This is a genomic window from Serratia sp. CY33802 (assembly GCF_052169095.1).
GTDB lineage: Bacteria > Pseudomonadota > Gammaproteobacteria > Enterobacterales > Enterobacteriaceae > Serratia > Serratia bockelmannii.
Window position 1 is genome coordinate 983,253 of the sequence record NZ_JBJNLL010000002.1, and the last position, 26,175, is coordinate 1,009,427.

Consider the following 26,175-nt stretch of genomic DNA (forward strand, 5'->3'; position numbering starts at 1 on the left):
AAAGACCCGCAATGATACGGGTGAATGCCCGCGCCAGACAAGCCTCTGCGGGCATTAAAAATGCCGTCAGCCTAGCCGGCGAATCGGTTGACCCGCGAGGAACGCCGCTATGTCCTCGACCGCCTCGGTGAAGTAGGCGCGATAGTTGTCGTCCGCCACGTAACCCACATGCGGCGTCGCCAGCACGTTGGGCAATTGACGGAATGCATCGTCGGCCGGCAGCGGTTCCGTCTCGAACACGTCCAGCCCGGCGCCGGCAATCTTCCGCTGTTGCAGCACGTCCACCAGCGCCACCCGATCGACGATCCCCGCGCGCGAGGTGTTGATCAGGTAAGCAGTGGGCTTCATCGCCATCAATTCGTCGCGCCCCACCAACCCGCGGCTGCGATCGCTCAGCACCAAGTGAATGGAGACAAAATCGCTCTGCTCAAACAGCGCCCGCTTGGACGGCGCCAGCAAAGCGCCCTCCTGCGCCGCCCGTTCCGCCGTCAGGTTCTGGCTCCAGGCCAGCACCCGCATGCCGAACGCCTGTGCCACCTTGGCCATTTGGCCGCCGATCTTGCCCAACCCCAGCAGCCCCAGCGTCTTGCCCTGCAGGGTGACGCCGAGATCCCGTTGCCACGGACCGTTGTTTTGCAGCCCGACGCTTTCCGGCACGATATGCTTCGCCAACCCGAGCAGCAGCGCCCAGGTCAGCTCCATCGGCGCCGCCGATCCGCTGCTGGTGCCGCATACCACCACGCCGCGCTCGGCGGCGGCGGCCAAATCGATAGACGCGTTGCGCATGCCGGAGGTGATCAGCAGCTTCAGCTTCGGTAGCCGCGCCAGCAGCGAGGCAGTCATCGGCGTGCGTTCGCGCATGATGACCAGAATGTCGCACTCCTGCAGATGCACCGCCAGCTCCGTCTCATCGGTAAAGTGCGCGCTGATGGCGGACACCTCCACCCGATCGGCCAGCGCCGACCAGTCCGCCATCTTGAGCGCCACCTGCTGGTAATCATCGAGAATTGCGCACTTCAATTTCATCTCCGTCTCCTGGAATGTAGGGTTAGCCACCGTCCAGCCTAGTACGAAAATGCCGTTCCGCCAGGCAAAAAAAAAGCCGCCCGTATCGGCGGCTTACTCTTTGAGCAATCAGGCTTATTCGGCCGGTTTGCGACTACGTGGACGACGCGAGGCCGGCGCGCCGGAACGGCGTTGACCGTCACCCTGCGGGCGAGCGTTACCGTTACCGTTGCCACGGTTTTCACGCTGGCCGCCGTTCGCGTTACCGCTGCGCTGACCGCCGCCGTTACCGGAACGCTGGCCACCGCCGTTGCCGCGCGGCGCGCCGCGTCCGCCGCCCTGGCGGCCGTTGATGATCGGCTCGGCCTTGATGGTCGGATCCGGCTCGTAGCCCGGCAGCGCAATGCGCGGAATTTCACGCTTCAGCAGACGCTCGATGTCGCGCAGCAGCTTGTGTTCATCCACGCACACCAGCGAGATAGCTTCACCGGTGCGTTCCGCGCGGCCGGTGCGGCCGATGCGGTGCACGTAGTCTTCCGGCACGTTAGGCAGCTCGTAGTTCACCACGTGCGGCAGCTGGTCGATATCCAGACCGCGCGCCGCGATATCGGTTGCCACCAGCACGCGGATGCGGCCGTCTTTAAAATCGGCCAGCGCACGGGTACGGGCACCCTGGCTCTTGTTGCCGTGGATCGCCGCAGCGGTGATGCCGTCTTTGTTCAGCTGTTCCGCCAGGTGGTTGGCGCCATGCTTGGTGCGGGTAAAGACCAGCACCTGTTTCCAGTCGCCTTCGCCGATCATCTGCGACAGCAGTTCCCGCTTACGCTTCTTGTCGACGAAGTGCACGCTCTGCTCGATCTGCTCGGACGCGGTATTGCGGCGCGCCACTTCCACCGAGGCCGGGTTATGCAGCAGTTTGTTGGCCAGCGCCTTGATGTCGTCGGAGAAGGTGGCGGAGAACAGCAGGTTCTGGCGCTTGGCCGGCAGCTTGGCCAGCACGCGACGGATGTCGTGGATAAAGCCCATGTCCAGCATGCGGTCCGCTTCGTCCAGCACCAGAATTTCGATTTTGGACAGGTCAACCGCGTTCTGATGTTCCAGATCCAGCAGACGGCCCGGCGTCGCCACCAGGATATCGACGCCGCCGCGCAGCTTCATCATCTGCGGGTTGATGCTCACGCCGCCAAACACCACCAGCGAACGCAGGCGCAGGTGTTTGCTGTAGGCCTCGACGTTTTCGCCGATCTGCGCCGCCAGCTCACGGGTTGGCGTCAGGATCAGCGCGCGCACCGGGCGACGGCCTTTGACCGGATGGTCATGCTTGCTCAGCAGCTGCAACAGCGGCAGGGTAAAACCGGCGGTTTTACCGGTGCCGGTCTGGGCGCTGGCCATCAGGTCACGACCTTCCAGCACGACAGGGATAGCCTGACGCTGGATTGGCGTCGGTTCGCGATAGCCCTGTTCTTCAACAGCGCGCACAATTTCAGCACTTAAGCCGAGGGTTTCAAATGACATAAAGAGAAAAACTCCAGATCCCCCCTAACCTAACGGTGTTCGGTGCAGTTTCCTGGGAGGATGATCAGACGGGGCATTAAGCATGACCACGAGGGATTGGCACAAACTGCAGTGCACCAGGCGCCGATTGTAACAGAAGTCGCGCAATAAAAAGCACTTTTACGCACCTAGAGCACAATCTGCCGTAAATTCAGCATTGTCTGAAGCCGATCACATAACTCATTGTGGTTAGCGGTTGCGTTTTAGACAATCTGGCATAAAGTTAATCATATGATTGATTAACTTCGAGCGTGACCCATGTCAGCTTCCGTCCCTCATCAGGCCGCCGGCCGGGCGCGCGGCGAGCAAACGCGCCGGCAACTGCTCGCCGCGGCGACCGAACTGTTCGGTGAATATGGCCTGGAAGGCGCCACCACGCGCGACATCGCCCAGCGCGCCGGCCAGAATATCGCCGCCATCACCTACTACTTCAGCTCCAAAGAGGGGCTGTACCTGGCCGTGGCGCAGTCGCTCGCCGATTTCATTCAGCAGGCGTTCGCCCCGCTGGTCGCGGAAGTCGATCGCTTCCGGCAAGAACCAGCCGCACAACGGTCATCTGACGCGGCGCTGCGCTTGTTGCAACGTGGCCTGCTGGCCTTCAGCGAGCTGATGACCCAACCGCACACGCTGAACCTGAGCAAAATCATGTCGCGCGAACAGCTCGCCCCGACCGAGGCCTATCCGCTGATCCACAGCCAGGTGATCGCGCCGATGCACGAGCGGCTGTGCCGCCTGCTGTCGGCCGCCACCGGCATCGACGAACACGCCCCCCGCCTCGTATTGCATACCCATGCGCTGATCGGCGAGGTGCTGTCGTTCCGCGTGGCGCGCGAAACTATCCGCCGTCAGGCAGGTTGGCAAGACATTGGCGAGGGCGAAGCGGCGCAAATCGCGGCGGTACTGAGCGAACATATTGAGATTCTGGTTACTGGGCTGCGCCAACGTCATGGCGCGTAAATTCAGGCAGGGAGTGTTATGAACAAAAAACGCAGTGCCTTGATCGTGTTGTTAATTCTGCTGATCGCGGCCGTCGCATACGGGGTTTGGCATTACCAACAGCAGCAGGATCGGCCGCTGACGCTGTACGGCAACGTCGATATTCGCACGGTCAACCTCGGCTTTCGCGTCGACGGGCGCCTGGCGTCGCTGACGGTGGATGAAGGCGATACCGTTCAGCCGGGCCAGCTGCTTGGCAAGCTGGACGATGCCCCCTACCGCAACGCGCTGCAGCAGGCCGAAGCCAACGTCGGCAGCGCGCGCGCCAAACTGTCGCTGCTGCAGGCCGGCTACCGCAGCGAAGAGATAGCCCAGGTGCAGTCAGAAATGGCGCAGCGCCAGTCCGCCTTCACCTATGCCGACAGCTTCCTGAAACGCCAGCAGGGGCTGTGGGCGAAAAACGCCACCTCCGCCGACGCGCTGGAGGATGCGCGCACCGCCCGCAATCAGGCGCAGGCCAACCTGCAGGCGGCGAAGGACAAGCTGTCGCAATACCGCAGCGGCAACCGCCCGCAAGAGATTGAACAGGCCAAGGCCGAGGTGGCGCAAAGCGAAGCGGCGCTGGCGCAGGCGCAGTTGAACCTGCAAGACGCCACGCTGATCTCCCCTTCCGCCGGCACGGTGCTGACCCGCGCGGTGGAGCCGGGCACCATGCTCGGCGCCGGCGGCACGGTGTTCACCCTGTCGCTGACCCGGCCGGTGTGGGTGCGCGCCTACGTCAACGAAACCAGCCTGAACCAAGCGGTGCCCGGCACCGAGCTGGAGATCTACACCGACGGTCGCCCCGGCAAGCCTTACCACGGCAAGATCGGTTTCGTCTCGCCGACCGCGGAATTCACGCCGAAAAGCGTTGAAACGCCGGACCTGCGCACCGATCTGGTATACCGCCTGCGGGTGATCGTCACCGACGCCGACGACGCGCTGCGCCAGGGCATGCCGGTCACCCTACGCTTCGCCAAACCCTGAGGCCGGCCATGGAACAGGCGCACACCATCGAGTTGGAAGGGCTGGAAAAGCGCTTCCCGTCGCTTGAGAAACCGGCGGTCGCCAGCCTGACCACCACCCTGCGCAGCGGCGCGGTCATTGGGCTGGTCGGCCCGGACGGCGCCGGTAAAACTACCCTGCTGCGCATGCTGGCCGGGCTGCTGCAGCCCAGCAGCGGCAAGCTGCGGGTCGCCGGGCTGGATCCGATCGCCCAGGATCGTCAACTGCACGCGATCCTCGGCTATATGCCGCAGAAGTTCGGGCTGTATGAGGATCTGACGGTGATGGAGAACCTGACGCTGTACGCCGATCTGCGCGGCGTCACCGGCGATCTTCGCCGCCAGACCTTCGAACGGCTGCTGAAATTCACCGACCTGACCCGCTTCACTGAGCGCCTGGCGGGCAAGCTGTCCGGCGGCATGAAGCAGAAACTCGGCCTGGCCTGCACGCTGGTGGGTGAACCTCAGGTGCTGTTGCTGGATGAACCGGGCGTCGGCGTCGATCCGATCTCGCGCCGCGAGCTGTGGCGCATGGTGCACGAGCTGGCCAACGACGGCATGTTGATCCTGTGGAGCACCTCTTATCTCGATGAAGCCGAGCAGTGCCGCGAAGTGCTGCTGCTCAACGAGGGCGAGCTGCTGTTCAGCGGCGCGCCGCAGGATCTGACTCGCCGTATGGCCGGGCGCACGGTGTTGATCGCCGCGCCCCCCGGCAGCCATCGATCGTTGCTGCAGCGGGCGATCTGCCTGCCGGCGGTCACCGACGGCGTGATCCAGGGCAAGTACCTGCGCCTGATCCTGAAAGAAGGCGAAGATCACCGGCAGCTACTGCAGGCGCTGGATCTGCCGGACGCCGAACTGAACGAAGCGGATCCGCGCTTCGAGGATGCGTTTATCGATCTGCTCGGCGGCGGCCCCAACCATCGCTCGGCGCTGGCGGAGATCATGCCGACCGTTGACGGAGAAAGTGGTGAAACGGTGATCGAAGCGGTGCAGTTGACCAAGAAATTCGGCGATTTCGCCGCCACCGATCACGTCGATTTTCAGGTGCGGCGCGGCGAAATTTTCGGCCTGCTCGGCCCGAATGGCGCCGGCAAGTCCACCACCTTCAAAATGATGTGCGGTCTGCTGGTGCCATCCGGCGGCAAGGCGCTGGTGTTGGGCATGGATCTGAAAACCAGTTCCGGCAAAGCGCGCCAACGCCTCGGTTACATGGCGCAAAAGTTCTCGCTGTACGGCAACCTGACGGTGGCGCAGAACCTGAAGTTCTTCTCCGGCGTCTACGGCCTGAGCGGCAAGGCGCAGCGCAAAAAAATCGACGAGATGTCCCACGCCTTCAACTTCGCGCCGATCCTCGATCAAACGCCGGACGCGCTGCCGCTCGGCTTCAAGCAGCGCCTGGCGCTGGCCTGCGCGCTGATGCACGAACCGGATATTCTGTTCCTCGACGAACCGACTTCCGGCGTCGATCCGCTGACGCGGCGCGAGTTCTGGTTGCACATCAACGGCATGGTCGACAAGGGCGTCACGGTGATGGTGACCACCCACTTTATGGACGAAGCGGAGTACTGCGACCGCATCGGCCTGGTGTATCGCGGCAAGATCATCGCCGCCGGCACGCCGGACGATCTCAAACAGCAGGTGGCGCGCGACGACAATCCCAACCCCTCGATGGAGCAGGCGTTTATCGAGCTGGTTCAGGGCTACGACGAGGAGGAATCACGGTGAGCGCTAACCGTACCCCCATCGACGACGGCGGCTTCTCCTGGCGCCGACTGCGCGCGCTGTGCCTGAAGGAAACGCGGCAGATACTGCGCGATCCCAGCAGCGGCCTGATCGCCTTCGTTATCCCGCTGATGCTGCTGTTCATCTTCGGCTACGGCATCAACCTGGACTCCAGCAAGCTGCATCTGGGCATTCTGATGGAGCAACAGAGCGAAGACGCGCGCGATCTGGCCCAGGCGTTTGCCGGCTCGCCCTATATCGAACCGACCATCAGCGACAACCGCCAACAGCTGATCCAGCAGATGCAGGCCGGCACGATCCGCGGCCTGGTGGTGATCCCGGTGGATTTCGACCAGCGCATGGCGCGCCCGCACGACAGCGCCCCTGTCCAGGTGATCACCGACGGCAGCGAGCCGAACACCGCCAACTTCGTGCAGGGCTATGCCCAGGGCGTATGGCAAGTTTGGCAGCAGCAGCGCGCCGCCGATCGAGGGAGCAGCGACAAGCCGCTGATTGACGTGCAGATGCGCTACTGGTTCAACCCGGCGGCCATCAGCCGGCACTACATCATCCCCGGCGCCATCACCATCATCATGACGGTGATCGGCGCCATTCTCACCTCGCTGGTGATCGCCCGCGAATGGGAGCGCGGCACCATGGAAGCCCTGCTGTCCACCCAGGTGACGCGCAGCGAGCTGCTGCTCTCCAAGCTGATCCCATATTACTTCCTCGGCATGATCGCCATGGCGCTGTGCATGGCGGTGGCGGTGTGGGTGCTCGGCGTGCCCTATCGCGGTTCGCTGCCGATCCTGCTGCTGATCAGCAGCCTGTTCCTCGCCAGCACCCTCGGCATGGGCCTGCTGATCTCCACCCTCACCCGCAACCAGTTCAATGCGGCGATGGTGGCGCTGAACGCCGCCTTCCTGCCGTCGATCATGCTGTCCGGCTTCATCTTCCAGATCGACAGCATGCCAGCCATCGTGCGCGCGGTGACCTACATCATTCCGGCGCGCTACTTCGTCAGCACGCTGCAAACGCTGTTCCTGGCGGGTAACGTCGGCACCGTGCTGGTGATCAATCTGTTGTTCCTAATTGCTTCCGCCGTGGTGTTCATCGGCCTGACGGCCTGGAAAACCCAGCGCCGGCTGGATTGAGGAGAAAGAGCGATGTTTCATCGTCTGTTGACGCTCATCATCAAGGAAATGCAGGCGCTGCTGCGCGATCCGCAAACCCGTGCCATTTTAATCATGCCGGTGATCCTGCAGGTGCTGCTGTTCCCGTTCGCCGCGACGCTGGAAGTCACCAACGCCACCATCGCGGTCTACAGCGAAGACAGCGGCCAGGCCTCGGTGGAGTTGACCCAGCGCTTCGCCAAGGCCAAGGCCTTTCAACACGTGCTGCTGCTGCGCAGCCCGCAGGAGATAAAGACCACCATCGATAACCAACGGGCGCTGCTGCTAATCCGCTTCCCGGCGCAGTTCTCGCGCGATATCGCCACCGGCAACACCGCGCCGCTGCAGCTGCTGCTCGACGGGCGCAACTCCAACAGCGCGCAGATCGCCGCCAACTACGTACAGCAGATCGTGCAGGAATATCAGAAGGAGCTGCTCGGCAACCGCGCCAAACCCAACAACAGCGAGCTGGTGGTGCGCAACTGGTATAACCCGAATCTGGACTACAAATGGTTCGTGGTGCCGTCGCTGATCGCCATGATCACCACCATCGGCGTGCTGATCGTCACCTCGCTGTCGGTGGCGCGCGAACGCGAACAGGGCACGCTGGAACAGCTGCTGGTCTCGCCGCTCACCACCTGGCAGATCTTTATCGGCAAGGCGGTGCCGGCGCTGATCGTCGCCAGCTTCCAGGCCAGCATCGTGCTGTTGATCGGCATCTTCCTGTATCAGATCCCGTTCGCTGGATCGCTGCTGCTGTTCTACGCCACCATGTTGATCTACGGGCTGTCGCTGGTCGGTTTCGGCCTGCTGATCTCGTCGCTGTGCGCCACTCAGCAGCAGGCGTTTATCGGCGTGTTCGTGTTCATGATGCCGGCGATCCTGCTCTCGGGGTATGTCTCGCCGGTGGAGAATATGCCGGTGTGGCTGCAGGATCTGACCTGGGTGAACCCGATACGCCACTTCACCGACATCACCAAGCAGATCTACCTGAAGGACGCCAGCTTCAGCATTATCTGGCGCAGCCTGTGGCCGCTGCTGGTGATCACCGCCACCACCGGCAGCGCCGCCTACGCGCTGTTCCGCCGCAAGATCGCATAAAAAAAGCTCTGCATGTCACATGCAGAGCTTTTTGATCGCCAGATACCCTAAGGCTTGAAAGACAAGGGATTTAGCGGCGGTTGCCGAAAATGCGCAGCAACATCAGGAACAGGTTGATGAAGTCGAGATACAGCGTCAGCGCGCCGACGATGGCGTACTTGCGGAAGCTGTCTTTATCATCGGCGTTCAGCTGCTCACCCATCGCCTTGAGTTTTTGCGTGTCGTAGGCGGTCAGACCGACGAACACCACCACCCCGATGTAGGTAATCGCCCACATCAGCGCGGTGCTTTTCAGCCAGATGTTCACCAGCGAAGCCAGCACGATGCCGATCAGCGCCATGAACAACATGCTGCCGAAGCCGCTCAGATCGCGCTTGGTGGTGTAGCCGTACAGGCTCATGGCACCGAACATGCCGGCGGTGACCACAAAGGTGCTGGCGATCGAGCTGTAGGTGTAGGCGATGAAAATGCTCGACAGCGTCAGCCCGGTCAGCGCCGAGTACAGCATGAACAGCGAGGTGGCCACCGCGCCGCTCAGGCGGTTGACCATGCCGGAAATCACGAACACCAGCGCCAACTGGGCGATGATCAGACCGAAGAAGGTGATCTGGCTGGAGAAGATGAAGTTGAGGATCGCGGGCGTATTGGCCGCATACCAGGAAACGAACGCCGTCAGCAGCAGACCGCAGGTCATCCAGCCGTAAACCTGCGCCATGTAGGCCTGAATGCCGCTGTTGGCACGTTCGACGATTGAACCATTAGAGCGTGGATATCGGTCCATGACGGTTACCTTTTGCGTTATAAACAAGATTCCGAAGCCCCGCGAACGGGGCTTCGCCTGCTATAAGCGTACCACAGAATAGGCCGCGCGAAAGCGGCAAAGGTCTTGATTTGTTTCCGCTGTTGACGCGTTATTTAGCCGCGTCGTGCCAGCGTTGCGCGGCCTCGCGATCGCTGTCGCGAGCGTCCACCCAACGATCACCCTGGCCCGTGGCTTCGCGCTTCCAGAACGGGGCGCGGGTCTTCAGATAGTCCATGATGAATTCGCTGGCGGCGAACGCCATGCTGCGGTGTGCGCCGGTCACGCCGACGAACACGATCTCGTCGCCGGGATACAGCGCACCGACGCGGTGGATCACCGTCACGCGCTGCAGCGGCCAACGGCTGCGCGCCTCGGCCACGATCTCCGCCAGCGCCTTCTCGGTCATGCCGGGGTAGTGTTCCAGCGTCAGCGCGCTGACGTCGTCCCCAAGGTTATGGTTGCGCACCTTGCCGGTGAAGGTCACCACCGCGCCATCGGCGTCGCACTGCGCCAGCCACTGGTACTCATCGCCGACGTTGAACGGCGCTTCGCCCACGCGAATGCGGGTATTTTCCATGCTTACCCCCCGGTAACCGGCGGGAAGAAGGCCACTTCATCGCCGGCACGCAGCGGGTGATCCGCCGCCACCAGCGACTGATTGACCGCCGCCAACAGCTTGCCGGATTCCAGCGCCAGCGCCCAGCGATCGCCGCGCGCACACAGCGCCTGGCGCAGCGCCTCGACGGTCGGGTAATCCGCCGGCATCGACAGCGCGCCGGTGCCCACCAGTTCGCGCACCTGCGCGAAGAAAAGAATATCGATCATGCGTTCACCTTAAAATCACCGGATTTGCCGCCGCTTTTCGCCAGCAGGCGCACCGGGCCGATCACCATGTCTTTCTGTACCGCTTTGCACATGTCATAGATGGTCAATGCCGCCACCGAGGCGGCGGTCAGCGCTTCCATCTCGACGCCGGTTTTGCCGGTCAGCCGGCAGCAGGTTTCGATGCGTACCCGGCTGTGCTCCGTTTGCGCCTCTAGCTGCACTTCGACTTTGCTCAACATCAGCGGGTGGCACAGCGGGATCAGTTCCCAGGTGCGTTTGGCCGCCTGAATGCCGGCGATGCGCGCCGTGGCGAACACGTCGCCCTTGTGATGGCTGCCGTCGACGATCATCGCCAGCGTGGCGGGCAACATCTCGACGAAGGCTTCGGCGCGCGCCTCGCGCACCGTTTCGGCCTTGGCGGATACGTCGACCATATGGGCTTCGCCGGCGGCGTTAATGTGGGTTAGCTGTGTCATGACTCAGGGCTTCTTCAAATGGGGCTGGAAGTTGCACGGGCGATGGCGCGCGTCCAACTGCTCTTCGATAATCCGCTCCCAGGCGGTGCGGCAGGCGCGGGTGGAGCCCGGCATGGCGAAAATCACCGTGCGGTTCGCCAGGCCGGCCAGCGCGCGCGACTGGATCGTCGCGGTGCCGATCTCCTCGTACGACACCATGCGGAACAGTTCGCCGAACCCTTCAACCTCTCTGTCGAACAGCGGCAACAGCGCTTCCGGCGTGTTGTCGCGCGCGGTAAAACCAGTGCCTCCGGTGATCAGCACCGCCTGCACGTTGTCATCGGCGATCCACGCGGAAACCCGTGCGCGGATCTGGTAAATGTCATCTTTGACGATGGCGCGCTCCACCACCTGATGGCCGGCTTCCTGCGCCGCGTCCTGAAGATATTGGCCGGAGGTGTCTTCCGCCGCGCCGCGGCTGTCGGACACGGTCAGGATGGCGATATGCGCCGGAATAAACTCGCTGCTCGCATGGCTCATGGTTCAATAAGCTCCTATTCTGAGATACCCAACAGATTTCAAGCTGCAGCCAGGCGGCCAGTGCGTAAATCCCCAGGAGCTTACTCCGGTAAGTGACTGGGGTGAGCGCACGCAGCCAACAACGCTGCGGCTTGAAATAGGCGGGTATCAGCCGCCGATAAACGACAGGTTCTGGGTGATCCCGCTGTTGCCCTGATGCAGGAAATGGGTCTGCTTCTTGCTCAGCAGCCCGCTCTGGATGCGCGCCTTCAGCGCGTCGAGCTGGCCGTCATCCGCCAGCAGATCGCGCAGAGGCACCCCCTGCTCGCCGAACAGACACAGGTGCAGATTGCCGATGGAAGAAACGCGCAGCCGGTTGCAGCTGGCGCAGAAATCTTTTTCATACGGCATGATAAGACCCACCTCACCCTGGTAGTCCGGGTGGCTGAACACCTGCGCCGGACCGTCGCTGCGGCCGCGCGCCTGGCGCTGCCAGCCCTGCTGCTCCAACTGCCGGCGAATCACTTCGCCGGAAACGTGGTGTTTGCGAAACAGCTCGCCGCCCTCGCCGGTTTCCATCAGTTCGATAAAGCGCAGCTGGATCGGTCGGTCTTTGATCCAGGCGAGAAAGGCGCCAAGTTGCTGATGATTGACGTCACGCATCAATACTGCGTTGACCTTGACCTTGCTGAAACCGGCGCTGAAGGCGGCATCGATGCCGTCCATCACCTGGCGGAACTTGTCCTGACCGGTGATGGCGTGAAACTGACGGGGATCCAGGCTGTCGACGCTGACGTTGATCGCCGTCAGACCGGCGTCACGCCAGGCGGCGACGTCGCGCGCCAGACGGTAGCCGTTGGTGGTGACCGCCAGGGTACGGATGGCCGGGTTTTCCCGCACGGCGGCGATGATCTCGGTAAAATCGCGGCGCAGCGAAGGCTCGCCGCCCGTCAGGCGCACCTTTTCGGTGCCCAGTTCGGCAAACGCACGGCTGACGCGGCGGATTTCATCCAGCGACAGGAAGCTTTTCGGGCTGCCGCTCGGCTTGTAGCCATCGGGCAGACAATAGGTGCAACGAAAATTGCACACGTCGGTGATCGACAAGCGCAGGTAATAGAACTTGCGCTCATAAGCATCTATGAGTTGCGGTACCATAACACCTTTCCAAAGTCGGGAGATGCGAGCGTTTCCCCTCTGCACCCTGGTGGCTGACTTCGCCACGGCCCAGGCGCCATATCGTTCCGGATGAACAACGTAGGCACAGGGGCTAGGAGTTTGATTTCTCTTCCCGCTACCTTGAGTAGCCGGAATGAAACCGTGGTTTTCAGCAGAATTCTAGCGCTAATCGGCAACGATAGCCAACGCGTTAATTCGCTATATAATTGTCTATACAGCGTTTTTAGACGCCGCCTATTCTGGTAAACCATGATAAACATCGCTTGCGCGGACGAATTGACCAGAATCACGCAAATGACACTCTTTATCGCGTTTTTATGCCGGATCCGCTACCTTATGCGGGCAGTTCAGCCCCTTTGTAAGGAAATTTATGCGTAATCGTACCCTGGCCGATCTCGACCGCGTGGTGGCGTTAGGCGGCGGACATGGCCTGGGCCGTGTGATGTCGGCCCTGTCGTCCTTAGGTTCCCGCCTGACCGGCATCGTCACCACCACCGACAACGGCGGTTCCACCGGCCGCATCCGCCGTTCGGAAGGCGGCATTGCCTGGGGCGATACCCGTAACTGTCTCAACCAGCTGATCACCGAACCGAGCGTCGCCTCGGCGATGTTCGAATACCGTTTCAGCGGCAACGGCGAACTGGCCGGCCACAACCTCGGCAACCTGATGCTGAAAGCGCTGGATCACCTGAGCGTGCGCCCGCTGGAAGCGATCAACCTGGTGCGCAGCTTGCTGAAGGTGGACGCGGCGCTGATCCCGATGTCGGAGCAGCCGGTGGATTTGATGGCGCACGATCACGAAGGCAATCACGTTTACGGTGAAGTGAATGTCGATCAACTGGCCCACATGCCGCAGGAGCTGATGCTGTCGCCCCCGGTCAACGCCACGCGCGAAGCGCTGGACGCCATCGCACAGGCCGACGTGATCCTGATCGGGCCGGGCAGCTTCCTCACCAGCCTGATGCCACTGCTGCTGCTGGACGATCTCACCCAGGCGCTGCGCCGCAGCAGCGCCAGCATGATCTATATCGGCAACCTCGGCCGCGAGCTGAGCGTGGCCGCCGCGGCGCTGTCGTTAAAGGATAAGCTGACGCTGATGGAAGAGAAGATCGGCCGCCGGATGATCGATGCGCTGATCGTCGGCCCGGCGGTGGATGTCAGTGAAGTGCAGGATCGGGTGGTGATTCAGCAACCGCTGGAAGCGAGCGACATCCCCTACCGCCACGATCGCCAGCTACTGCGCCAGGCGCTGGATCACGCGCTGGTGGAGCTGGCCGCGCGCCGCTGACCGAATTTAACCGTCTCGCCCGCGCAGCCAGGGATTATCGCTGGCTGGGGCGGGATGGCTGACCATATCGATATACAGATCTTCCACCTCTTTGCGCGCCCAGGGCGTGCGACGCAAAAACTTCAGGCTGGACTTGATGCTCGGATCGCTGCGGAAGCAGTTGATGCGAATGCGCGCACCCAGTTCGGACCAACCGTAGTGATCCACCAGTTTATTCAGCAGTTGCTCCAGCGTTACGCCGTGCAGCGGGTCTTTAGACTGGTGTTGGCTCATGTTCGGTACTCTTCGTGGTCAAATCGGGCCGCACACCATAACAGCTTTGGCGCGGCCGACAAGGAATTTTGACGCCCACGGCGCGGGCGCCGTCCAACGGTCAGGAAATCGCGATGAACTGCTCGCGCAGCTGGTGGATTTCGTCGCGCAGCGCAGCCGCCTGCTCGAACTCCAGGTTTTGCGCGTGGGTGTACATCTGCGCTTCCAGATCGCGAATTTTCTGATCCAGCGCTTTCGGCGTGAGGTTCTGCAGCTGAGCGCCGCCCTCCACCGCCTTGCCCTTGCCTTTGCTCTTGGTGCGGTTGACCGGTTGGCCGATCTGCAGAATGTCGCCGATCTTCTTGTTCAGCCCCTGCGGCACGATGCCGTTGGCTTCGTTGTAGGCCTGCTGCTTGGCGCGGCGCCGCTCGGTTTCACCGATCGCCTTGGCCATCGAATCGGTGATGCGATCGCCATACAGGATCGCCTTGCCGTTCAGGTTACGCGCCGCGCGGCCGATGGTCTGGATCAGCGAACGCTCGGAACGCAGGAAGCCTTCCTTGTCGGCGTCCAGAATCGCCACCAGCGACACCTCAGGCATGTCGAGCCCCTCACGCAACAGGTTGATGCCCACCAGCACGTCGAACTCGCCCAGACGCAGGTCACGGATGATTTCGACCCGTTCCACGGTATCGATGTCCGAGTGCAGGTAGCGCACGCGCTCGCCATGCTCTTCCAGGTATTCGGTCAGGTCTTCCGCCATGCGTTTGGTCAGGGTGGTCACCAGCACGCGCTCGTTGATCGTCGCGCGCTTGCGGATCTCGGAGAGCAGATCGTCCACCTGGGTGGCGACCGGCCGCACTTCCACGATCGGATCCAGCAACCCGGTCGGCCGCACCACCTGATCGATCAGATCGCCGCCGGATTTCTCCAGCTCATATTTGCCCGGCGTCGCGGAAACATAGATGGTCTGCGGTGCCAGCGCCTCAAACTCCTCGAAGCGCAGCGGGCGGTTGTCCAGCGCCGACGGCAAACGGAAGCCGTACTCCACCAGCGTTTCCTTGCGCGCGCGGTCACCCTTGAACATCGCGCCGATCTGCGGAATGGTGACGTGGGATTCGTCGACCACCAGCAGGCCGTCCGCCGGCAGGTAGTCGAACAACGTCGGCGGCGGCTCGCCCTCGGCGCGCCCGGACAGATAGCGCGAGTAGTTTTCGATGCCCGAGCAGTAACCCAGCTCGTTCATCATCTCCAGATCGAACTGGGTGCGCTGCGTCAGGCGCTGCTCTTCCAGCAGCTTGCTGTTGGCCAGCAGCACCTTGCGGCGGTCCGCCAGATCAACCTTGATCTCTTCCATCGCCTGCATGATCCGCTCACGCGGCGTCACGTAGTGCGATTTCGGGTAGATGGTAAAACGCGGCACCACCTGCTCAATCTGCCCGGTCAGCGGATCGAACAGCGACAGCCGTTCCACTTCTTCATCGAACAGTTCGACGCGCAGCGCCAGCTCGTCTGATTCCGCCGGGAAGATATCGATCACCTCGCCGCGCACGCGGAAGGTAGCGCGCTGGAAAGCCTGATCGTTGCGGGAATACTGCAGCTCCGCCAGGCGGCGCAAAATGGATCGCTGATCGATGATCATGCCCTGAGTCAGGTGCAGCATCATCTTCAGGTAAAGATCCGGATCGCCCAGGCCGTAGATCGCCGACACCGACGCCACCACCACCACGTCGCGCCGCTCCAGCAGCGCCTTGGTGGCGGAAAGACGCATCTGCTCGATGTGCTCGTTCACCGAAGCATCTTTTTCAATGAAGGTGTCGGAGCTGGGCACGTAGGCTTCCGGCTGGTAGTAGTCGTAGTAGGAGACGAAGTACTCCACCGCATTCTCCGGGAAAAACGCTTTCATTTCGCCGTACAGCTGCGCCGCCAGCGTCTTGTTCGGCGCCAGTACCATGGTCGGCCGATTCAGATCGGCTATCACGTTGGCGATAGTGAACGTCTTGCCCGAACCGGTAACCCCCAGCAGCGTCTGGTGCGCCAGGCCGTCTTCCAGCCCCTCTTCCAGCTTGCGGATGGCTTCCGGCTGATCGCCGGCCGGTTTGAACTCGGAATGCAGTTTGAAAAGTTTACTCATTGCTCGGCTACCCTGTGGAGATGCGCGCGCTCAGGCGGCCAGCCGGCTCTGCGCCGGATATGGCCCCTAATTATGGAAAGTGTCGGCGATTTGCGCCAGTGCCCATGATACTGGATATAAAACCAGCTTCAAGCGGATTCGTCGCTGCACCCGGCACTGCGGCAATGTCGTTGCACCGTGACGTTACAGCCGGGTGACATTTTTATTGTCAATAACAGATTTATCCCCAGAACTTGCCGCGAATTAACTTATTGATAGCACCGCGTCGAAAAATCATACATAGAGACCTGATCAATACCCCTGCGTCTTGATTTTAGTTAATATATTGATATATAACAGTTTTAATAAAAAGACGAGAATGCGGGCAAAGCGAACAGAACCCGCGTCCGCTCTCGCTTTACAGCGTTTTTCTAAATCTAATACACAAGGTTATCCACAGGAATAGTGGATAACTCTCACCGTCCCGCCCGGGGCGGGAGTTACGGAAAGAAAGCTTTTCGCCCTTTACACCCGCTAAAATGGCTTTTTTAGTTATTTTTTCATAAAAATATCGCTTTGTTTATGCCGATTAATACTAAAAATCCCCATTGCCAAAATCGCATCGGCCCCTTTCTCGCGGATCGCTCTTGACGGCGACGCAATGCCTTGCACCATGTCCTCACCAAAGGGCACCACAAGAGTGCAAAAAACGTCCGGGTTAACTTCTCGGCGTATTTTCAGGCCACCGCGGCAGAGCGCGTCAGGCCTAGCAGAGGGTTAACAAAGCGATAACATCCCCCCTTTTCGGCCAGTAGCAAAACTGGCCTGGGAGTTGCTTTATCTTTCAGCGTGCGAACGAGGCGCGACAGCATAATGCGCTGCCGAATACGGCGTGCAACCACCGCCTGGCTACCCCTCGTAAAAGCGCGAGAACGACACCAAGTCGTCATAAACGTCGTTTTTCACGACATACTGACTGTCTTTCCGTCCACCGCAGACATTGCTCAGGTGAATCGGATGGACGGCATTTTGTTCCAGACATTGCCACACTCGGGAAATCAACCGCCAATGCGGCCTTTGTTGCACCCCACCAACGAGTGGATGGGCGCCTGTGTCTATGAGGAGAATGCCAAATGCTGAGCCTGAGATCGGTCAATCAATTTTACGGGCAAAATCATACCCTGTGGGACATCAACCTGGAGCTGCCGCGCGGCCAGTGTACCGTGCTGCTTGGGCGCAACGGTGTGGGCAAGACCACGCTGGTCAATTGCATCATGGGGCATGTGCCGGTGGTGAGCGGCAGCATGACCTGGCAGCCCGCGGATCAGCCGCCGCAAAATCTGCTGCTGCAACCGATGGAGCGCCGCGCCGCACTCGGCATCAGCCACGTCCCGCAAGGGCGGCAACTCTTCTCGCAGCTGAGCGTGGAGGAGAATCTGCAGGTGGCGCAGATGGCCGGGCGCGGTGCCCCTCGCCGCATTCCGCCGCTGATCTACAGCCTGTTTCCCAATTTGCGCCAGATGCGTACCCGCCGCGCCGGCGATCTGTGCGAAGGCGCTCAACGCCAGTTGGCGATCGGTCGTGCGCTGGCGCAGGAGCCGGCGCTGCTGATCCTCGACGAACCGACGACGGGTGTGCCCCCTTCAATCGCCGCCGACATCGGCAACGTGATCCGCAGGCTCAACTATGAGTTGGGCATGACCATTTTGCTGGTAGAGCATCAGCTGCCGTTCGTGCGCCGGGTGGCGGATCGTTTTTGTCTGCTCGATAGCGGTCGCACCGTGGCGCACGGCGCGCTGGCGCAGCTGGATGAGGCGCTGATCGGCGCCGGGCTGGTAGGGCAAGAAGAAGGATGAGGGAGAGCCCCCCCCCCCTTCATTGAGCGTTTATAGCAGGCTGATATCCAGATACTCCCCCAGCGGCGCCCGTTCGGCCTGCGGCAGGTGTGGTATTTCACCCAGCAGCGGCGCGGGCAGCATGCGGCGCAGCGTGGCCAGGTATTCCTGATGCCGCCGCCCCGGGGGCGCCACGTCGTTGGCGATCCAACCGGCCAGCGTCAACCCCGCCTGTTGCACCGCCTGCGCCGTCAGCACTGCGTGGTTGATGCAGCCCAGTTTAATGCCCACCACCAGGATCACCGGCAATTGTTCCTGCTGCACCCAGTCGGCGAAGGTGTACTCCGCCGACAGCGGGGTAAACCACCCGCCGGCGCCTTCGACCAGCACCCAGTCGGCGCGCTGCTCCAGCCGGCGCAGGCCGTCGGACAGCCGCGCCGCGTCGATCGGCCGACCTTCATCGGCGCTGACGATATGCGGCGAGGTCGGTTCGGCAAAAACGTAAGGGTTCACTTCGTCGTAACGGAGCGCCACGCCGCTGTTGGCTTGCAGCGCCAGCGCGTCGCCGTTGCGCAGCCCCTCGGCGGTCATCTCGCTGCCGGAGGCCACCGGCTTATAGCCGGCACTGCGGTAGCCCGCCCGGTTGGCGGCCTGCAACAAGGCGCTGCTGGCAACGGTCTTCCCCACCTCGGTGTCGGTGCCGGTCACGAACCAACGTTTAATCACGATAAATCACTCCATAAGCCAGATGATAGCTGAGGGGGAACTGCCCCTGCCGGCACGGGTAAGCCGCCTGCAACGCGGCGAGACGGCCTCGCGACATCAGGCCGCCCTCGCGCCCCTGATGCAAATGCGTCGCCCCGATGCCCTTGAGCGAGCGCATCAGCGTCATCACGTCCGGGTAGTTCAGGGTGCGTAACTCCGTGACCAGCTCGTGCCGGTATTCAGCACAGGCGGCGCGGATCTGCGCCAGCGGCAGGAAGGCGTTCACGTGGCGCTCGCCGTCCACCTGTTGCCAGGCGTCCCCCAATTCCTGCAGCGATCCCGCCGCCAACGTGGAAAACAGGATCACGCCGCCGGGGCGGGTCACGCGATACAGCTCCGCCAGCGCGGCGGGCAGATCGCTGCACCACTGCACCACCAGGCTGCTGAAACAGATGTCCATCGCCGCATCGGGCAGCGGTACCTGTTCGATATCGCCCAGCAGATAATGGTGCGCCGCCTGCCGTTGGCGGGCGACCTCCAGCATGCCCGGCGCCAAATCGAGCGCGGTCACCTGCTTGCCGCGCTCGCGCCACAGGCGGCTGAAATAGCCGGTGCCGCAGCCGGCATCCAGCAGCTGCTCGCCCGGATGGGGACTCCCCATCCCCAGTAAGCGCTCGCCAACATCACGCTGCAGCGCGGCGGCGGCGTCGTAGCTGCCGGCCGCGCGGCTGAAGGCCGAGGCGACCGCCTGTTTGTTCACCGTGTCATTGGCTGACGTCATTCAGCACCTCCAGCAGGCGATCGATATCCTGCGGCTGATGCGCCGCCGTCAGGGTAATGCGTAGCCGCGCGCCGCCCGGCGGCACCGTCGGCGGGCGAATGGCGCTCACCCACAGTCCGCACTCGCGCAGGCGGGTCGCCAGATCGAGCGCGCGCTGATTATCCCCCACCAGCAGCGGCTGGATGGCGGTGTCGGAATCCGTCAGGGTCAGCGCCAGCGGCGCCGCGCCCTGACGGAAACGCCGAATGTTGTCCTGCAGCCGGGCACGCAGTTCATCGCCCTCGCGAATGCAGGCCAGCGCCGCCTGCAGCGCGCAGGCTTGCGCCGGCGGCATTGCGGTGCTGTAGATTAGATGGCGGGCGAACTGCAGCAGATACTCGGCGGTCGCCTCATCGCACAGCACCGCCGCGCCGCTGACGCCGAACGCCTTGCCGAAGGTCGCCACCAGCAGTTCAGGGCGCACGCCCTGCTGCCAGCAGCTGCCGCGGCCTTGCTCACCGCGCACGCCGACGCCGTGGGCATCGTCCACCATCAGCCAGGCGCCCGCCGCACGGGTTAAGCGATGCAGCTCCGCCAACGGTGCGCCGTCGCCGTCCATGCTGAACACCCCTTCGGTCACCGCCAGCCGCTGCCCGTCGCAGGGTTTGGCCAGCAGATCCGCCAAGGCCTGCGGCTGATTGTGCTGGAACCGGCGCAGCTCGGCCGGCGACTGCGCCGCCGCCTCCAGCAGCGAGGCGTGGCTGAGGCGATCGGCTAAAATGCGATCGCCCTTCTGCATCAACGCCGCCAGCACCGCCTGATTGGCGGCATAGCCGGAGATGAACAGCAGCGCGCGCGGATAGCCGAGCCACGCCGCCAGTTGCTCTTCCAGCGCCTGATGCGCCACGCTAAAGCCGGTGACGTGGCCCGACCCGCCGCTGCCGACGCCGTAACGCTGCGCGCCCTGCTGCCAGGCGGCGATCACCCGCGCATCCTGGCTCAGCCCCAGGTAGTCGTTGCCCGAGAAGTTCAGATAGAGACGATCGCCGAGCCGGATCTGGCGGCCGTTGCCGCCCTCGGTGGTCTGTCGCCGACGGTAGGCGGCGTTGAGACGCCGTTCTGCCAGCGCCTGTTCGATACGTTGTTGCCAGCTCATCACAGCGCCGCGTTGTAAAACTCGGCGGTATCGGCGTTCAGCAGCTGCTTAGCCAGCACCTGCTGTTGCTGGTTGTCGCCATGTTCGGTGGCGGTCTGCTGCGGGTTCAGCCCCAGCTTGCGGAACAGCTGCAGATCCTTGTCTTCTTCCGGGTTCGGCGTGGTCAGCAGCTTGCAACCGTAGAAGATCGAGTTGGCGCCGGCCATAAAGCACATCGCCTGCGTCTGTTCGTTCATCTGTTCACGGCCGGCGGAAAGGCGGACATAAGAGGACGGCATCATGATGCGCGCTACCGCGATGGTGCGGATGAAATCGAACGGATCGACGTCGTCGTTATCCGCCAGCGGCGTGCCTTTTACCTTCACCAACATGTTGATCGGCACGCTCTCCGGCGGTTTCGGCAGGTTAGCCAGCTGCACCAGCAGCCCGGCGCGATCGCGCACCGTTTCCCCCAGCCCGACGATGCCGCCGGAGCACACTTTGATGCCGGCGTCGCGCACCTTGTCGAGCGTATCCAGGCGTTCCTGGTAGCTGCGGGTAGTGATGATGCTGCCGTAGAACTCCGGCGAGGTGTCGAGGTTATGGTTGTAATAATCCAGCCCGGCTTCCGCCAGCCGTTCGGCCTGAGTGCCGTCCAGCGTGCCCAGCGTCATGCAGGTTTCCATGCCCATCGCTTTCACGCCCTGCACCATCTGCTGCAGATAAGGCATATCGCGCTCGTGCGGGTTCTTCCACGCCGCGCCCATGCAAAAACGGGTCGAGCCGTTCGCTTTGGCCTTGCGTGCCGATTCCAGCACCTGCTCGACCTGCATCAACCGCTCCGACTCCAGGCCGGTCTTGTAGCGTGAGCTCTGCGGGCAGTATTTACAGTCTTCCGGGCAAGCGCCGGTCTTGATCGACAGCAGCGTGCTGACCTGCACCTGACGCGGGTCGAAGTGCTGGCGGTGTACGGTTTGCGCTTCGAACAGCAGTTCCAGCAGCGGTTTATCAAACAGGGCCTGGGCTTGCCCTACTGTCCAGTGAATGCGGTCAGCCATCATGGCGTCTCCAAAACGAAAAAGTGTCGCCAGTTTAAATATTGTGGATATACTGTCAACCAATCTTAATTCAATTTGGTTTACAAGTATGTCTGTGACCGCTTCCGACCTGGCGTTTGACCAACGCCATATCTGGCACCCCTACACCTCCATGAGCCGCCCGTTACCCTGTTACCCGATCGAATCGGCCAGCGGCGTCGAACTGCAGCTGGCGGACGGCCGGCGTCTGGTGGACGGCATGTCCTCCTGGTGGGCGGCGATCCACGGTTACAACCATCCGCACCTGAATCAGGCCGCCAGCCAGCAGTTGGAGAAGATGTCACACGTGATGTTCGGCGGTATTACCCATCCGTCCGCCATCTCGTTGTGCCGTCGGCTGGTGGAAATGACGCCAGAGGCGCTGCAGTGCGTGTTCCTGGCGGACTCCGGTTCGGTGGCGGTGGAAGTGTCGTTGAAGATGGCGCTGCAGTACTGGCAGGCGCGCGGCGAGCGCCGGCAGCGCATCCTGACGCTGCGCCACGGCTATCACGGCGATACCTTCGGCGCGATGTCGGTCTGCGATCCGGACAACTCGATGCACAGCCTCTATCAGGGCTATCTGGCGCCGCACCTGTTCGCGACCGCGCCGCAGTGCCGCTTCGACGAAGAATGGCGTGAAGAAGATATTGCACCGTTCGCCGCGCTGCTGGAGCAGCACGCCGGTGAAGTGGCGGCGGTGATCCTGGAACCGGTGGTGCAAGGCGCCGGCGGCATGCGCATCTACCACCCAACCTACCTCAAGCGGGTGCGCGAGCTGTGCGATCGCCATCGGGTGCTACTGATCGCCGACGAGATCGCCACCGGCTTCGGCCGCACCGGCAAGCTGTTCGCCTGCGAGCACGCGCAGGTGGTGCCGGACATTCTCTGCCTGGGCAAGGCGCTGACCGGCGGTTACATGACCCTGTCCGCCACCCTGACCACCCGCCATGTGGCGGAGACCATCAGCAACGGCGCGGCCGGCTGTTTTATGCACGGCCCGACCTTTATGGGCAATCCGTTGGCCTGCGCGGTGGCGGACGCCAGCATGGCGCTGCTGGCGGAAAATCGCTGGCAGGCGCAGGTGAGCGCCATCGAAGCCCAGCTGAAACAGGAACTGCTGCCGTTGGCGGCGCTGCCGAAGGTGGCGGACGTGCGGGTGCTGGGGGCGATTGGCGTGGTGGAGATGCGCGAACCGGTGAATGTCGCCGAGCTACAGCGCGGGTTCGTCGAGCGCGGGGTATGGATCCGGCCGTTCGGCAAGCTGATTTACCTGATGCCGCCTTACATCATCGAAGCGGAACAGCTCAGCCGCCTGACCGCCGCCGTGGCCGCCGCCGCGCGTTAATGCCTTACCAATGCTGGTCCAGATAGCGGGCCAGCAACCCCAGGCACAGCAGCCAGAGTAAAATGATCATCGCCGCCGCCATGCGGCCGGTGGGGTTGTCGACGCGTTTTTGCGCCTTCTCGCGCAGCTCGGCCATCAGCGGCTTGGGGATCAGGCGAACCGCCAGCATGATGCCCAACGGCACGATGATCACATCGTCCAGATAGCCCAACACCGGAATAAAATCCGGGATCAGATCGATCGGCGAGATCGCATAGCCGGCCACCAGCAGCGCGATCAGCTTGGCGTACCACGGGGTGCGCTTATCACGGGCGGCCAGCCACAGCGCGTAAATATCGCGCTTGATGCCTTTGGCCCAACGGCGCAGCCAGCCGAACCACGGCGTGCGTTTTTTCAGTGAAATCATGATTACTTCATATAAGAACGTAAAACGGTCATCAATTGCTCGATGTCCTGCTCGCGCTGCTGCGGCGTAGCGTCCGCGGCAGCCAGATGTTCGCGCACATGCCCTTCCAGCACCTGCGCCATCAAACCGTTGACCGCGCCGCGCACCGCCGCGATCTGCTGCAGAACAGCCGAACATTCGCCGCCGCTCTCCAGCGCGCGTTCCAGCGCTTCGGCCTGCCCTTTAATGCGGCGCACCCGCGCCAACAGCTTCTTTTGATCTCTGTGGGTATGGCTCATCATTTCCGCCTGATTGTTATTTACTATACTGAGGTATAGTATATTTCAGCACACTATCTTTTGCTGAGGAACTTCACCATGACGTCTCACGCGCCCGTTTTGCACCGCGAACACAGCCACGTTTTTGACGATGGTAACCCATTGGCCGAAAGAAACACCAGATGGGCGGTGATACTCACCGCCAGTATGATGGCTATCGAGATCGCCGGCGGCTGGCTGTTTAACTCGATGGCGCTGCTGGCCGACGGCTGGCACATGAGTTCGCACGCGCTGGCGCTGGGCCTGTCGGTGCTGGCTTACGGCGCCGCACGCCGGCTGGCCAAAGATCGCCGCTTTAGCCTCGGCACCTGGAAGATCGAAGTGCTGGCCGGTTACACCAGCGCGGTGTTGTTGGTGCTGGTGGCGGCGCTGATGCTGTTTCAGTCTGGGCAGCGGCTGCTGAATCCCAGCCCGATTCATTACAACGAAGCCATCGCCATCGGCGCGATCGGGCTGGCCGTCAACCTGCTCTGCGCCTGGCTGTTGCGCGGTGGCGGCCATCATCATCATCACGGGGATGACCACGACGACACTCATCATGACCTCAACCTGCGTTCCGCCTATGTTCACGTGCTCGCCGACGCCGCCACCTCGGTACTGGCGCTCATCGCGCTGTTCGGCGGTAAGCTTTGGGGCGCCGCCTGGCTCGATCCGCTGATGGGCATCGTCGGCGCGGTGATGGTGGCCGCCTGGGCCTATAGCCTGATGCGCGATAGCGGAAAGATTTTGCTGGATGCCGAAATGGACGCCCCCGTGGCGCAAGACATCCGCCAGGCCCTGGCCGCTTCCGGCCACGCGCTCACGCTGACCGATCTGCATGTAGGCCGCATCAGCAAAGGAAAATATCATTGCGTCCTCGCCCTGAGCAGCGCCGATCGCGCCCTCACCGCCGATCGGGTGCGCCAACTGTTGGCCACGCATCCCGAACTGGTGCATGTCACTGTCGAGATCAACCGTCCGCCGTTGGCGCAAGGGGTTGTATTGTTCCACCGAAAAGATCTAGCTTAAGGGTCCGCGTTTATCGACAACTGGGAGTCATTATGGCTTTTCGTTTGTACAGCAACGATCTGCAGGACGGCGGCACAATGCCGCAGACGCAGGTCTTCAACGGCATGGGCTACCACGGCAATAACCTGTCGCCGCACCTGGCCTGGGACGGCGTGCCCGCCGGCACCAAGAGCTTCGTCGTCACCCTGTACGATCCCGATGCCCCGACCGGCTCTGGCTGGTGGCACTGGGTGGTGGCCAATATTCCGGCCGACGTGCGTGAGCTGCCGCAGGGCGCAGGCTCCGGTAAAGCGCCGCTGCCGAGCGCCGCGCTGCAAACCCGTACCGACTTCGGCTCGACCGGTTACGGCGGCGCAGCGCCGCCGAATGGCGAAAGCCACCGCTATCAGTTCACCGTGCATGCGCTGGACGTAGAAAGCATTGAGGTGGATGAAGGTTCCAGCGGCGCGCTGGTGGGCTTTAACGTGCATTTCCACAGCCTCGGCAGCGCCACGCTGACAGTGATGTTCAACTGATCTCCCACCCATAAAAAAGCGCGGCTCAACCGAACCGCGCTTTTTCCATACTCGTCTGACCGCCGAATTACTTCGCCAGCACGCTGACCCACATCGGGCCTTTGCCCACCGGATAACGTGCCAGCGTGGTCAGCTCGCCGCTGGCCTGGTCAATTTCATGCACCGCGATGTGATCGGACTTCTGGCCGGACGAAATCACAAAGCGGCCGCTGTGATCGATATTGAAACCGCGCGGCTGCGTTTCGGTCGGATAATAGCCGACCACGCTCAGCGTGCCGCCGTCTTCGGAAACGCTGAAGAGGGTCAGAATGCTGGCGGTGCGATCGCTGGTGTACAGGAAACGGCCGTTCGGCGTGATATGAATGTCCGCCGCCCAGCGGGTGCCGTCGAAGTCGGCCGGCATGATATCCAGCGTCTGCGTCACGGTGTATTTGCCGCCGTTTTCCGAAATGGCCAGCACGTCCACCGTGCCGTTCAGCTCATTGACACAGTAGGCGAACTTGTCGTTGTGGTGGAATGCCATATGGCGCGGACCGGCGCCGGCGGCGATATCCACCGCCTCCTGCACGTGCGGCGTCAGCTGGCCCGCCAGGCTCAGGTTGAACAGGCGGATGCGGTCCTCTTTCAGACACGGCACCAGCACCAGTTGGTTGGTCGGGTCGATGTTCGCCGAGTGCGGCGCGTTCAGGCCGTCAATCTGCTGAATAGGCGCCGTCACCACGCCGTCGTGGCCGATCGGGCTGATGCTGGCGCAGTTGCCGCTGTAGGAGGCGGAGAACAGGTAACGCCCCTGCAGATCGGTGGAGATATGGGTCGGGCTGCCCGGCAACGGCGCCATGCCCGCCTGCTGCAGCGTGCCGTCCGCCTCGATGCGGTAGCTGACGATGCCGAACGCCGGACGCACGCCGACGTACAGGTGGGTCTTGTCCGGATGAAGGGTCATCGGCTGCACCTGGCCCGGCACGTCAACGGTTTGCAGCAGCGCCAGCGCGCCGGCGTCGTCCAACTGCCAGACGTGGATCTGCTGGCTCTCCGGGCTGGCGACATAAACGATTTGCTTCATGTGTTCTCCTTGCAAAGGGTAAAAGAGGAACCGGTTTCAGGCCG

At 62.4% G+C, this 26,175-nt stretch carries 27 protein-coding genes and 1 riboswitch; of the genes, 10 read left to right on the plus strand and 17 right to left on the minus strand.

The window, feature by feature from the left end:
* Positions 1-66: 66 nt before the first annotated feature.
* Positions 67-1,026 carry a D-2-hydroxyacid dehydrogenase family protein gene (locus ACJ8HA_RS11275; protein ID WP_043136722.1) on the minus strand — a complete coding sequence of 320 codons (960 nt, stop codon included), beginning with the start codon at positions 1,024-1,026 and terminating at the stop codon, positions 67-69.
* A 114-nt stretch (positions 1,027-1,140) separates the two neighbouring features.
* A complete protein-coding gene (gene rhlE / locus ACJ8HA_RS11280; RefSeq protein ID WP_025301932.1) occupies positions 1,141-2,520 on the minus strand; it encodes an ATP-dependent RNA helicase RhlE in 1,380 nt (459 codons plus the stop codon).
* A 297-nt stretch (positions 2,521-2,817) separates the two neighbouring features.
* On the opposite strand from rhlE, the gene cecR reads away from it, so the two are divergent.
* Genes cecR through ACJ8HA_RS11305 form a run of 5 tightly spaced genes read left to right on the plus strand, consistent with a single transcriptional unit; the run spans position 2,818 to position 8,536 of the window.
* The gene (gene cecR, locus ACJ8HA_RS11285) at positions 2,818-3,516 is read left to right on the plus strand and encodes a transcriptional regulator CecR (RefSeq protein WP_049208961.1); all 699 of its coding nucleotides are present in this window, start codon (positions 2,818-2,820) and stop codon (positions 3,514-3,516) included.
* Between the two features lie 18 nt (positions 3,517-3,534).
* Positions 3,535-4,521 carry a secretion protein HlyD gene (hlyD, locus tag ACJ8HA_RS11290; RefSeq protein WP_060447608.1) on the plus strand — a complete coding sequence of 329 codons (987 nt, stop codon included), beginning with the start codon at positions 3,535-3,537 and terminating at the stop codon, positions 4,519-4,521.
* Positions 4,522-4,529: 8 nt separating this feature from the next.
* A complete protein-coding gene (locus ACJ8HA_RS11295) occupies positions 4,530-6,266 on the plus strand; it encodes an ATP-binding cassette domain-containing protein (protein ID WP_060447609.1) in 1,737 nt (578 codons plus the stop codon).
* Positions 6,263-7,417 carry an ABC transporter permease gene (locus tag ACJ8HA_RS11300; protein ID WP_049203801.1) on the plus strand — a complete coding sequence of 385 codons (1,155 nt, stop codon included), beginning with the start codon at positions 6,263-6,265 and terminating at the stop codon, positions 7,415-7,417. The genes ACJ8HA_RS11295 and ACJ8HA_RS11300 overlap by 4 nt, the downstream gene beginning before the upstream one ends.
* A gap of 12 nt (positions 7,418-7,429) precedes the next feature.
* On the plus strand, positions 7,430-8,536 hold the full coding sequence (locus ACJ8HA_RS11305) for an ABC transporter permease (RefSeq protein ID WP_049208965.1): 1,107 nt from the start codon (positions 7,430-7,432) through the stop codon (positions 8,534-8,536).
* A 70-nt stretch (positions 8,537-8,606) separates the two neighbouring features.
* On the opposite strand, the gene ACJ8HA_RS11310 is transcribed toward ACJ8HA_RS11305, so the two are convergent.
* From ACJ8HA_RS11310 to moaA, 6 genes are all read right to left on the minus strand, one after another.
* Positions 8,607-9,317: a Bax inhibitor-1/YccA family protein gene (locus ACJ8HA_RS11310; protein ID WP_033637508.1), complete on the minus strand. Its 711-nt coding sequence runs from the start codon at positions 9,315-9,317 to the stop codon at positions 8,607-8,609.
* A gap of 130 nt (positions 9,318-9,447) precedes the next feature.
* A complete protein-coding gene (gene moaE, locus ACJ8HA_RS11315) occupies positions 9,448-9,915 on the minus strand; it encodes a molybdopterin synthase catalytic subunit MoaE (RefSeq protein ID WP_004939764.1) in 468 nt (155 codons plus the stop codon).
* 2 nt (positions 9,916-9,917) lie between these two features.
* Positions 9,918-10,163, minus strand: a complete 246-nt coding sequence (gene moaD, locus ACJ8HA_RS11320; protein WP_004939768.1) for a molybdopterin synthase sulfur carrier subunit — start codon at positions 10,161-10,163, stop codon at positions 9,918-9,920.
* Positions 10,160-10,639, minus strand: a complete 480-nt coding sequence (moaC, locus tag ACJ8HA_RS11325; protein ID WP_004939770.1) for a cyclic pyranopterin monophosphate synthase MoaC — start codon at positions 10,637-10,639, stop codon at positions 10,160-10,162. Before moaC ends, moaD begins: the two co-directional genes overlap by 4 nt.
* Positions 10,640-10,642: 3 nt before the next feature.
* Positions 10,643-11,158: a molybdenum cofactor biosynthesis protein B gene (moaB, locus tag ACJ8HA_RS11330; RefSeq protein WP_122016865.1), complete on the minus strand. Its 516-nt coding sequence runs from the start codon at positions 11,156-11,158 to the stop codon at positions 10,643-10,645.
* 147 nt (positions 11,159-11,305) lie between these two features.
* The gene (moaA, locus tag ACJ8HA_RS11335) at positions 11,306-12,292 is read right to left on the minus strand and encodes a GTP 3',8-cyclase MoaA (protein WP_004939778.1); all 987 of its coding nucleotides are present in this window, start codon (positions 12,290-12,292) and stop codon (positions 11,306-11,308) included.
* Positions 12,279-12,423: riboswitch (molybdenum cofactor riboswitch) on the minus strand. (Overlaps the previous gene by 14 nt.)
* A 260-nt stretch (positions 12,424-12,683) precedes the next feature.
* Between moaA and ACJ8HA_RS11340 the strand changes: the two genes are divergently transcribed.
* A complete protein-coding gene (locus tag ACJ8HA_RS11340) occupies positions 12,684-13,601 on the plus strand; it encodes a gluconeogenesis factor YvcK family protein (RefSeq protein WP_442515343.1) in 918 nt (305 codons plus the stop codon).
* A 6-nt stretch (positions 13,602-13,607) separates the two neighbouring features.
* Here the strand turns inward: ACJ8HA_RS11340 and ACJ8HA_RS11345 are convergent, their stop codons facing one another.
* Together ACJ8HA_RS11345 and uvrB are read right to left on the minus strand one after the other, a co-directional pair.
* A complete protein-coding gene (locus tag ACJ8HA_RS11345) occupies positions 13,608-13,874 on the minus strand; it encodes a VF530 family DNA-binding protein (protein WP_004939783.1) in 267 nt (88 codons plus the stop codon).
* A gap of 100 nt (positions 13,875-13,974) precedes the next feature.
* A complete protein-coding gene (gene uvrB / locus ACJ8HA_RS11350) occupies positions 13,975-15,987 on the minus strand; it encodes an excinuclease ABC subunit UvrB (RefSeq protein WP_025301925.1) in 2,013 nt (670 codons plus the stop codon).
* Positions 15,988-17,099: 1,112 nt separating this feature from the next.
* Between uvrB and ACJ8HA_RS11355 the strand changes: the two genes are divergently transcribed.
* Positions 17,100-17,822 (plus strand): ATP-binding cassette domain-containing protein, encoded by a 723-nt coding sequence (locus tag ACJ8HA_RS11355; RefSeq protein ID WP_442515344.1) that lies wholly within the window; start codon positions 17,100-17,102, stop codon positions 17,820-17,822.
* Between the two features lie 30 nt (positions 17,823-17,852).
* On the opposite strand, the gene bioD is transcribed toward ACJ8HA_RS11355, so the two are convergent.
* From bioD to bioB, 4 genes are read right to left on the minus strand one after another with little or no spacing between them, the layout of a single operon-like run.
* Complete coding sequence (gene bioD / locus ACJ8HA_RS11360; protein ID WP_060447611.1) at positions 17,853-18,527, minus strand: dethiobiotin synthase; 675 nt, start codon at positions 18,525-18,527, stop codon at positions 17,853-17,855.
* Positions 18,520-19,287 carry a malonyl-ACP O-methyltransferase BioC gene (gene bioC, locus ACJ8HA_RS11365; protein ID WP_049208970.1) on the minus strand — a complete coding sequence of 256 codons (768 nt, stop codon included), beginning with the start codon at positions 19,285-19,287 and terminating at the stop codon, positions 18,520-18,522. Before bioC ends, bioD begins: the two co-directional genes overlap by 8 nt.
* Positions 19,271-20,422, minus strand: coding sequence for an 8-amino-7-oxononanoate synthase (gene bioF / locus ACJ8HA_RS11370; protein ID WP_025301919.1), 1,152 nt, complete (start codon positions 20,420-20,422; stop codon positions 19,271-19,273). Before bioF ends, bioC begins: the two co-directional genes overlap by 17 nt.
* The gene (gene bioB, locus ACJ8HA_RS11375; RefSeq protein ID WP_025301918.1) at positions 20,422-21,459 is read right to left on the minus strand and encodes a biotin synthase BioB; all 1,038 of its coding nucleotides are present in this window, start codon (positions 21,457-21,459) and stop codon (positions 20,422-20,424) included. The genes bioF and bioB overlap by 1 nt, the downstream gene beginning before the upstream one ends.
* Positions 21,460-21,547: 88 nt before the next feature.
* Here bioB and bioA point away from each other — a divergent pair, with 88 nt between their 5' ends.
* Positions 21,548-22,822, plus strand: a complete 1,275-nt coding sequence (bioA, locus tag ACJ8HA_RS11380) for an adenosylmethionine--8-amino-7-oxononanoate transaminase (RefSeq protein ID WP_049208971.1) — start codon at positions 21,548-21,550, stop codon at positions 22,820-22,822.
* Positions 22,823-22,826: 4 nt separating this feature from the next.
* Here bioA and ACJ8HA_RS11385 read toward each other — a convergent pair whose 3' ends face one another.
* Positions 22,827-23,228 carry a YkvA family protein gene (locus ACJ8HA_RS11385; RefSeq protein ID WP_025301916.1) on the minus strand — a complete coding sequence of 134 codons (402 nt, stop codon included), beginning with the start codon at positions 23,226-23,228 and terminating at the stop codon, positions 22,827-22,829.
* A 2-nt stretch (positions 23,229-23,230) separates the two neighbouring features.
* Positions 23,231-23,506, minus strand: coding sequence for a metal/formaldehyde-sensitive transcriptional repressor (locus ACJ8HA_RS11390; RefSeq protein ID WP_025301915.1), 276 nt, complete (start codon positions 23,504-23,506; stop codon positions 23,231-23,233).
* 78 nt (positions 23,507-23,584) lie between these two features.
* Between ACJ8HA_RS11390 and dmeF the strand changes: the two genes are divergently transcribed.
* Both dmeF and ACJ8HA_RS11400 read left to right on the plus strand, forming a co-directional pair.
* The gene (dmeF, locus tag ACJ8HA_RS11395; RefSeq protein ID WP_342102659.1) at positions 23,585-24,553 is read left to right on the plus strand and encodes a CDF family Co(II)/Ni(II) efflux transporter DmeF; all 969 of its coding nucleotides are present in this window, start codon (positions 23,585-23,587) and stop codon (positions 24,551-24,553) included.
* A gap of 32 nt (positions 24,554-24,585) precedes the next feature.
* The gene (locus ACJ8HA_RS11400; protein WP_442515345.1) at positions 24,586-25,068 is read left to right on the plus strand and encodes a kinase inhibitor; all 483 of its coding nucleotides are present in this window, start codon (positions 24,586-24,588) and stop codon (positions 25,066-25,068) included.
* Between the two features lie 67 nt (positions 25,069-25,135).
* Here the strand turns inward: ACJ8HA_RS11400 and pgl are convergent, their stop codons facing one another.
* Positions 25,136-26,131, minus strand: coding sequence for a 6-phosphogluconolactonase (pgl, locus tag ACJ8HA_RS11405; RefSeq protein ID WP_025301912.1), 996 nt, complete (start codon positions 26,129-26,131; stop codon positions 25,136-25,138).
* Positions 26,132-26,175: the final 44 nt, after the last annotated feature.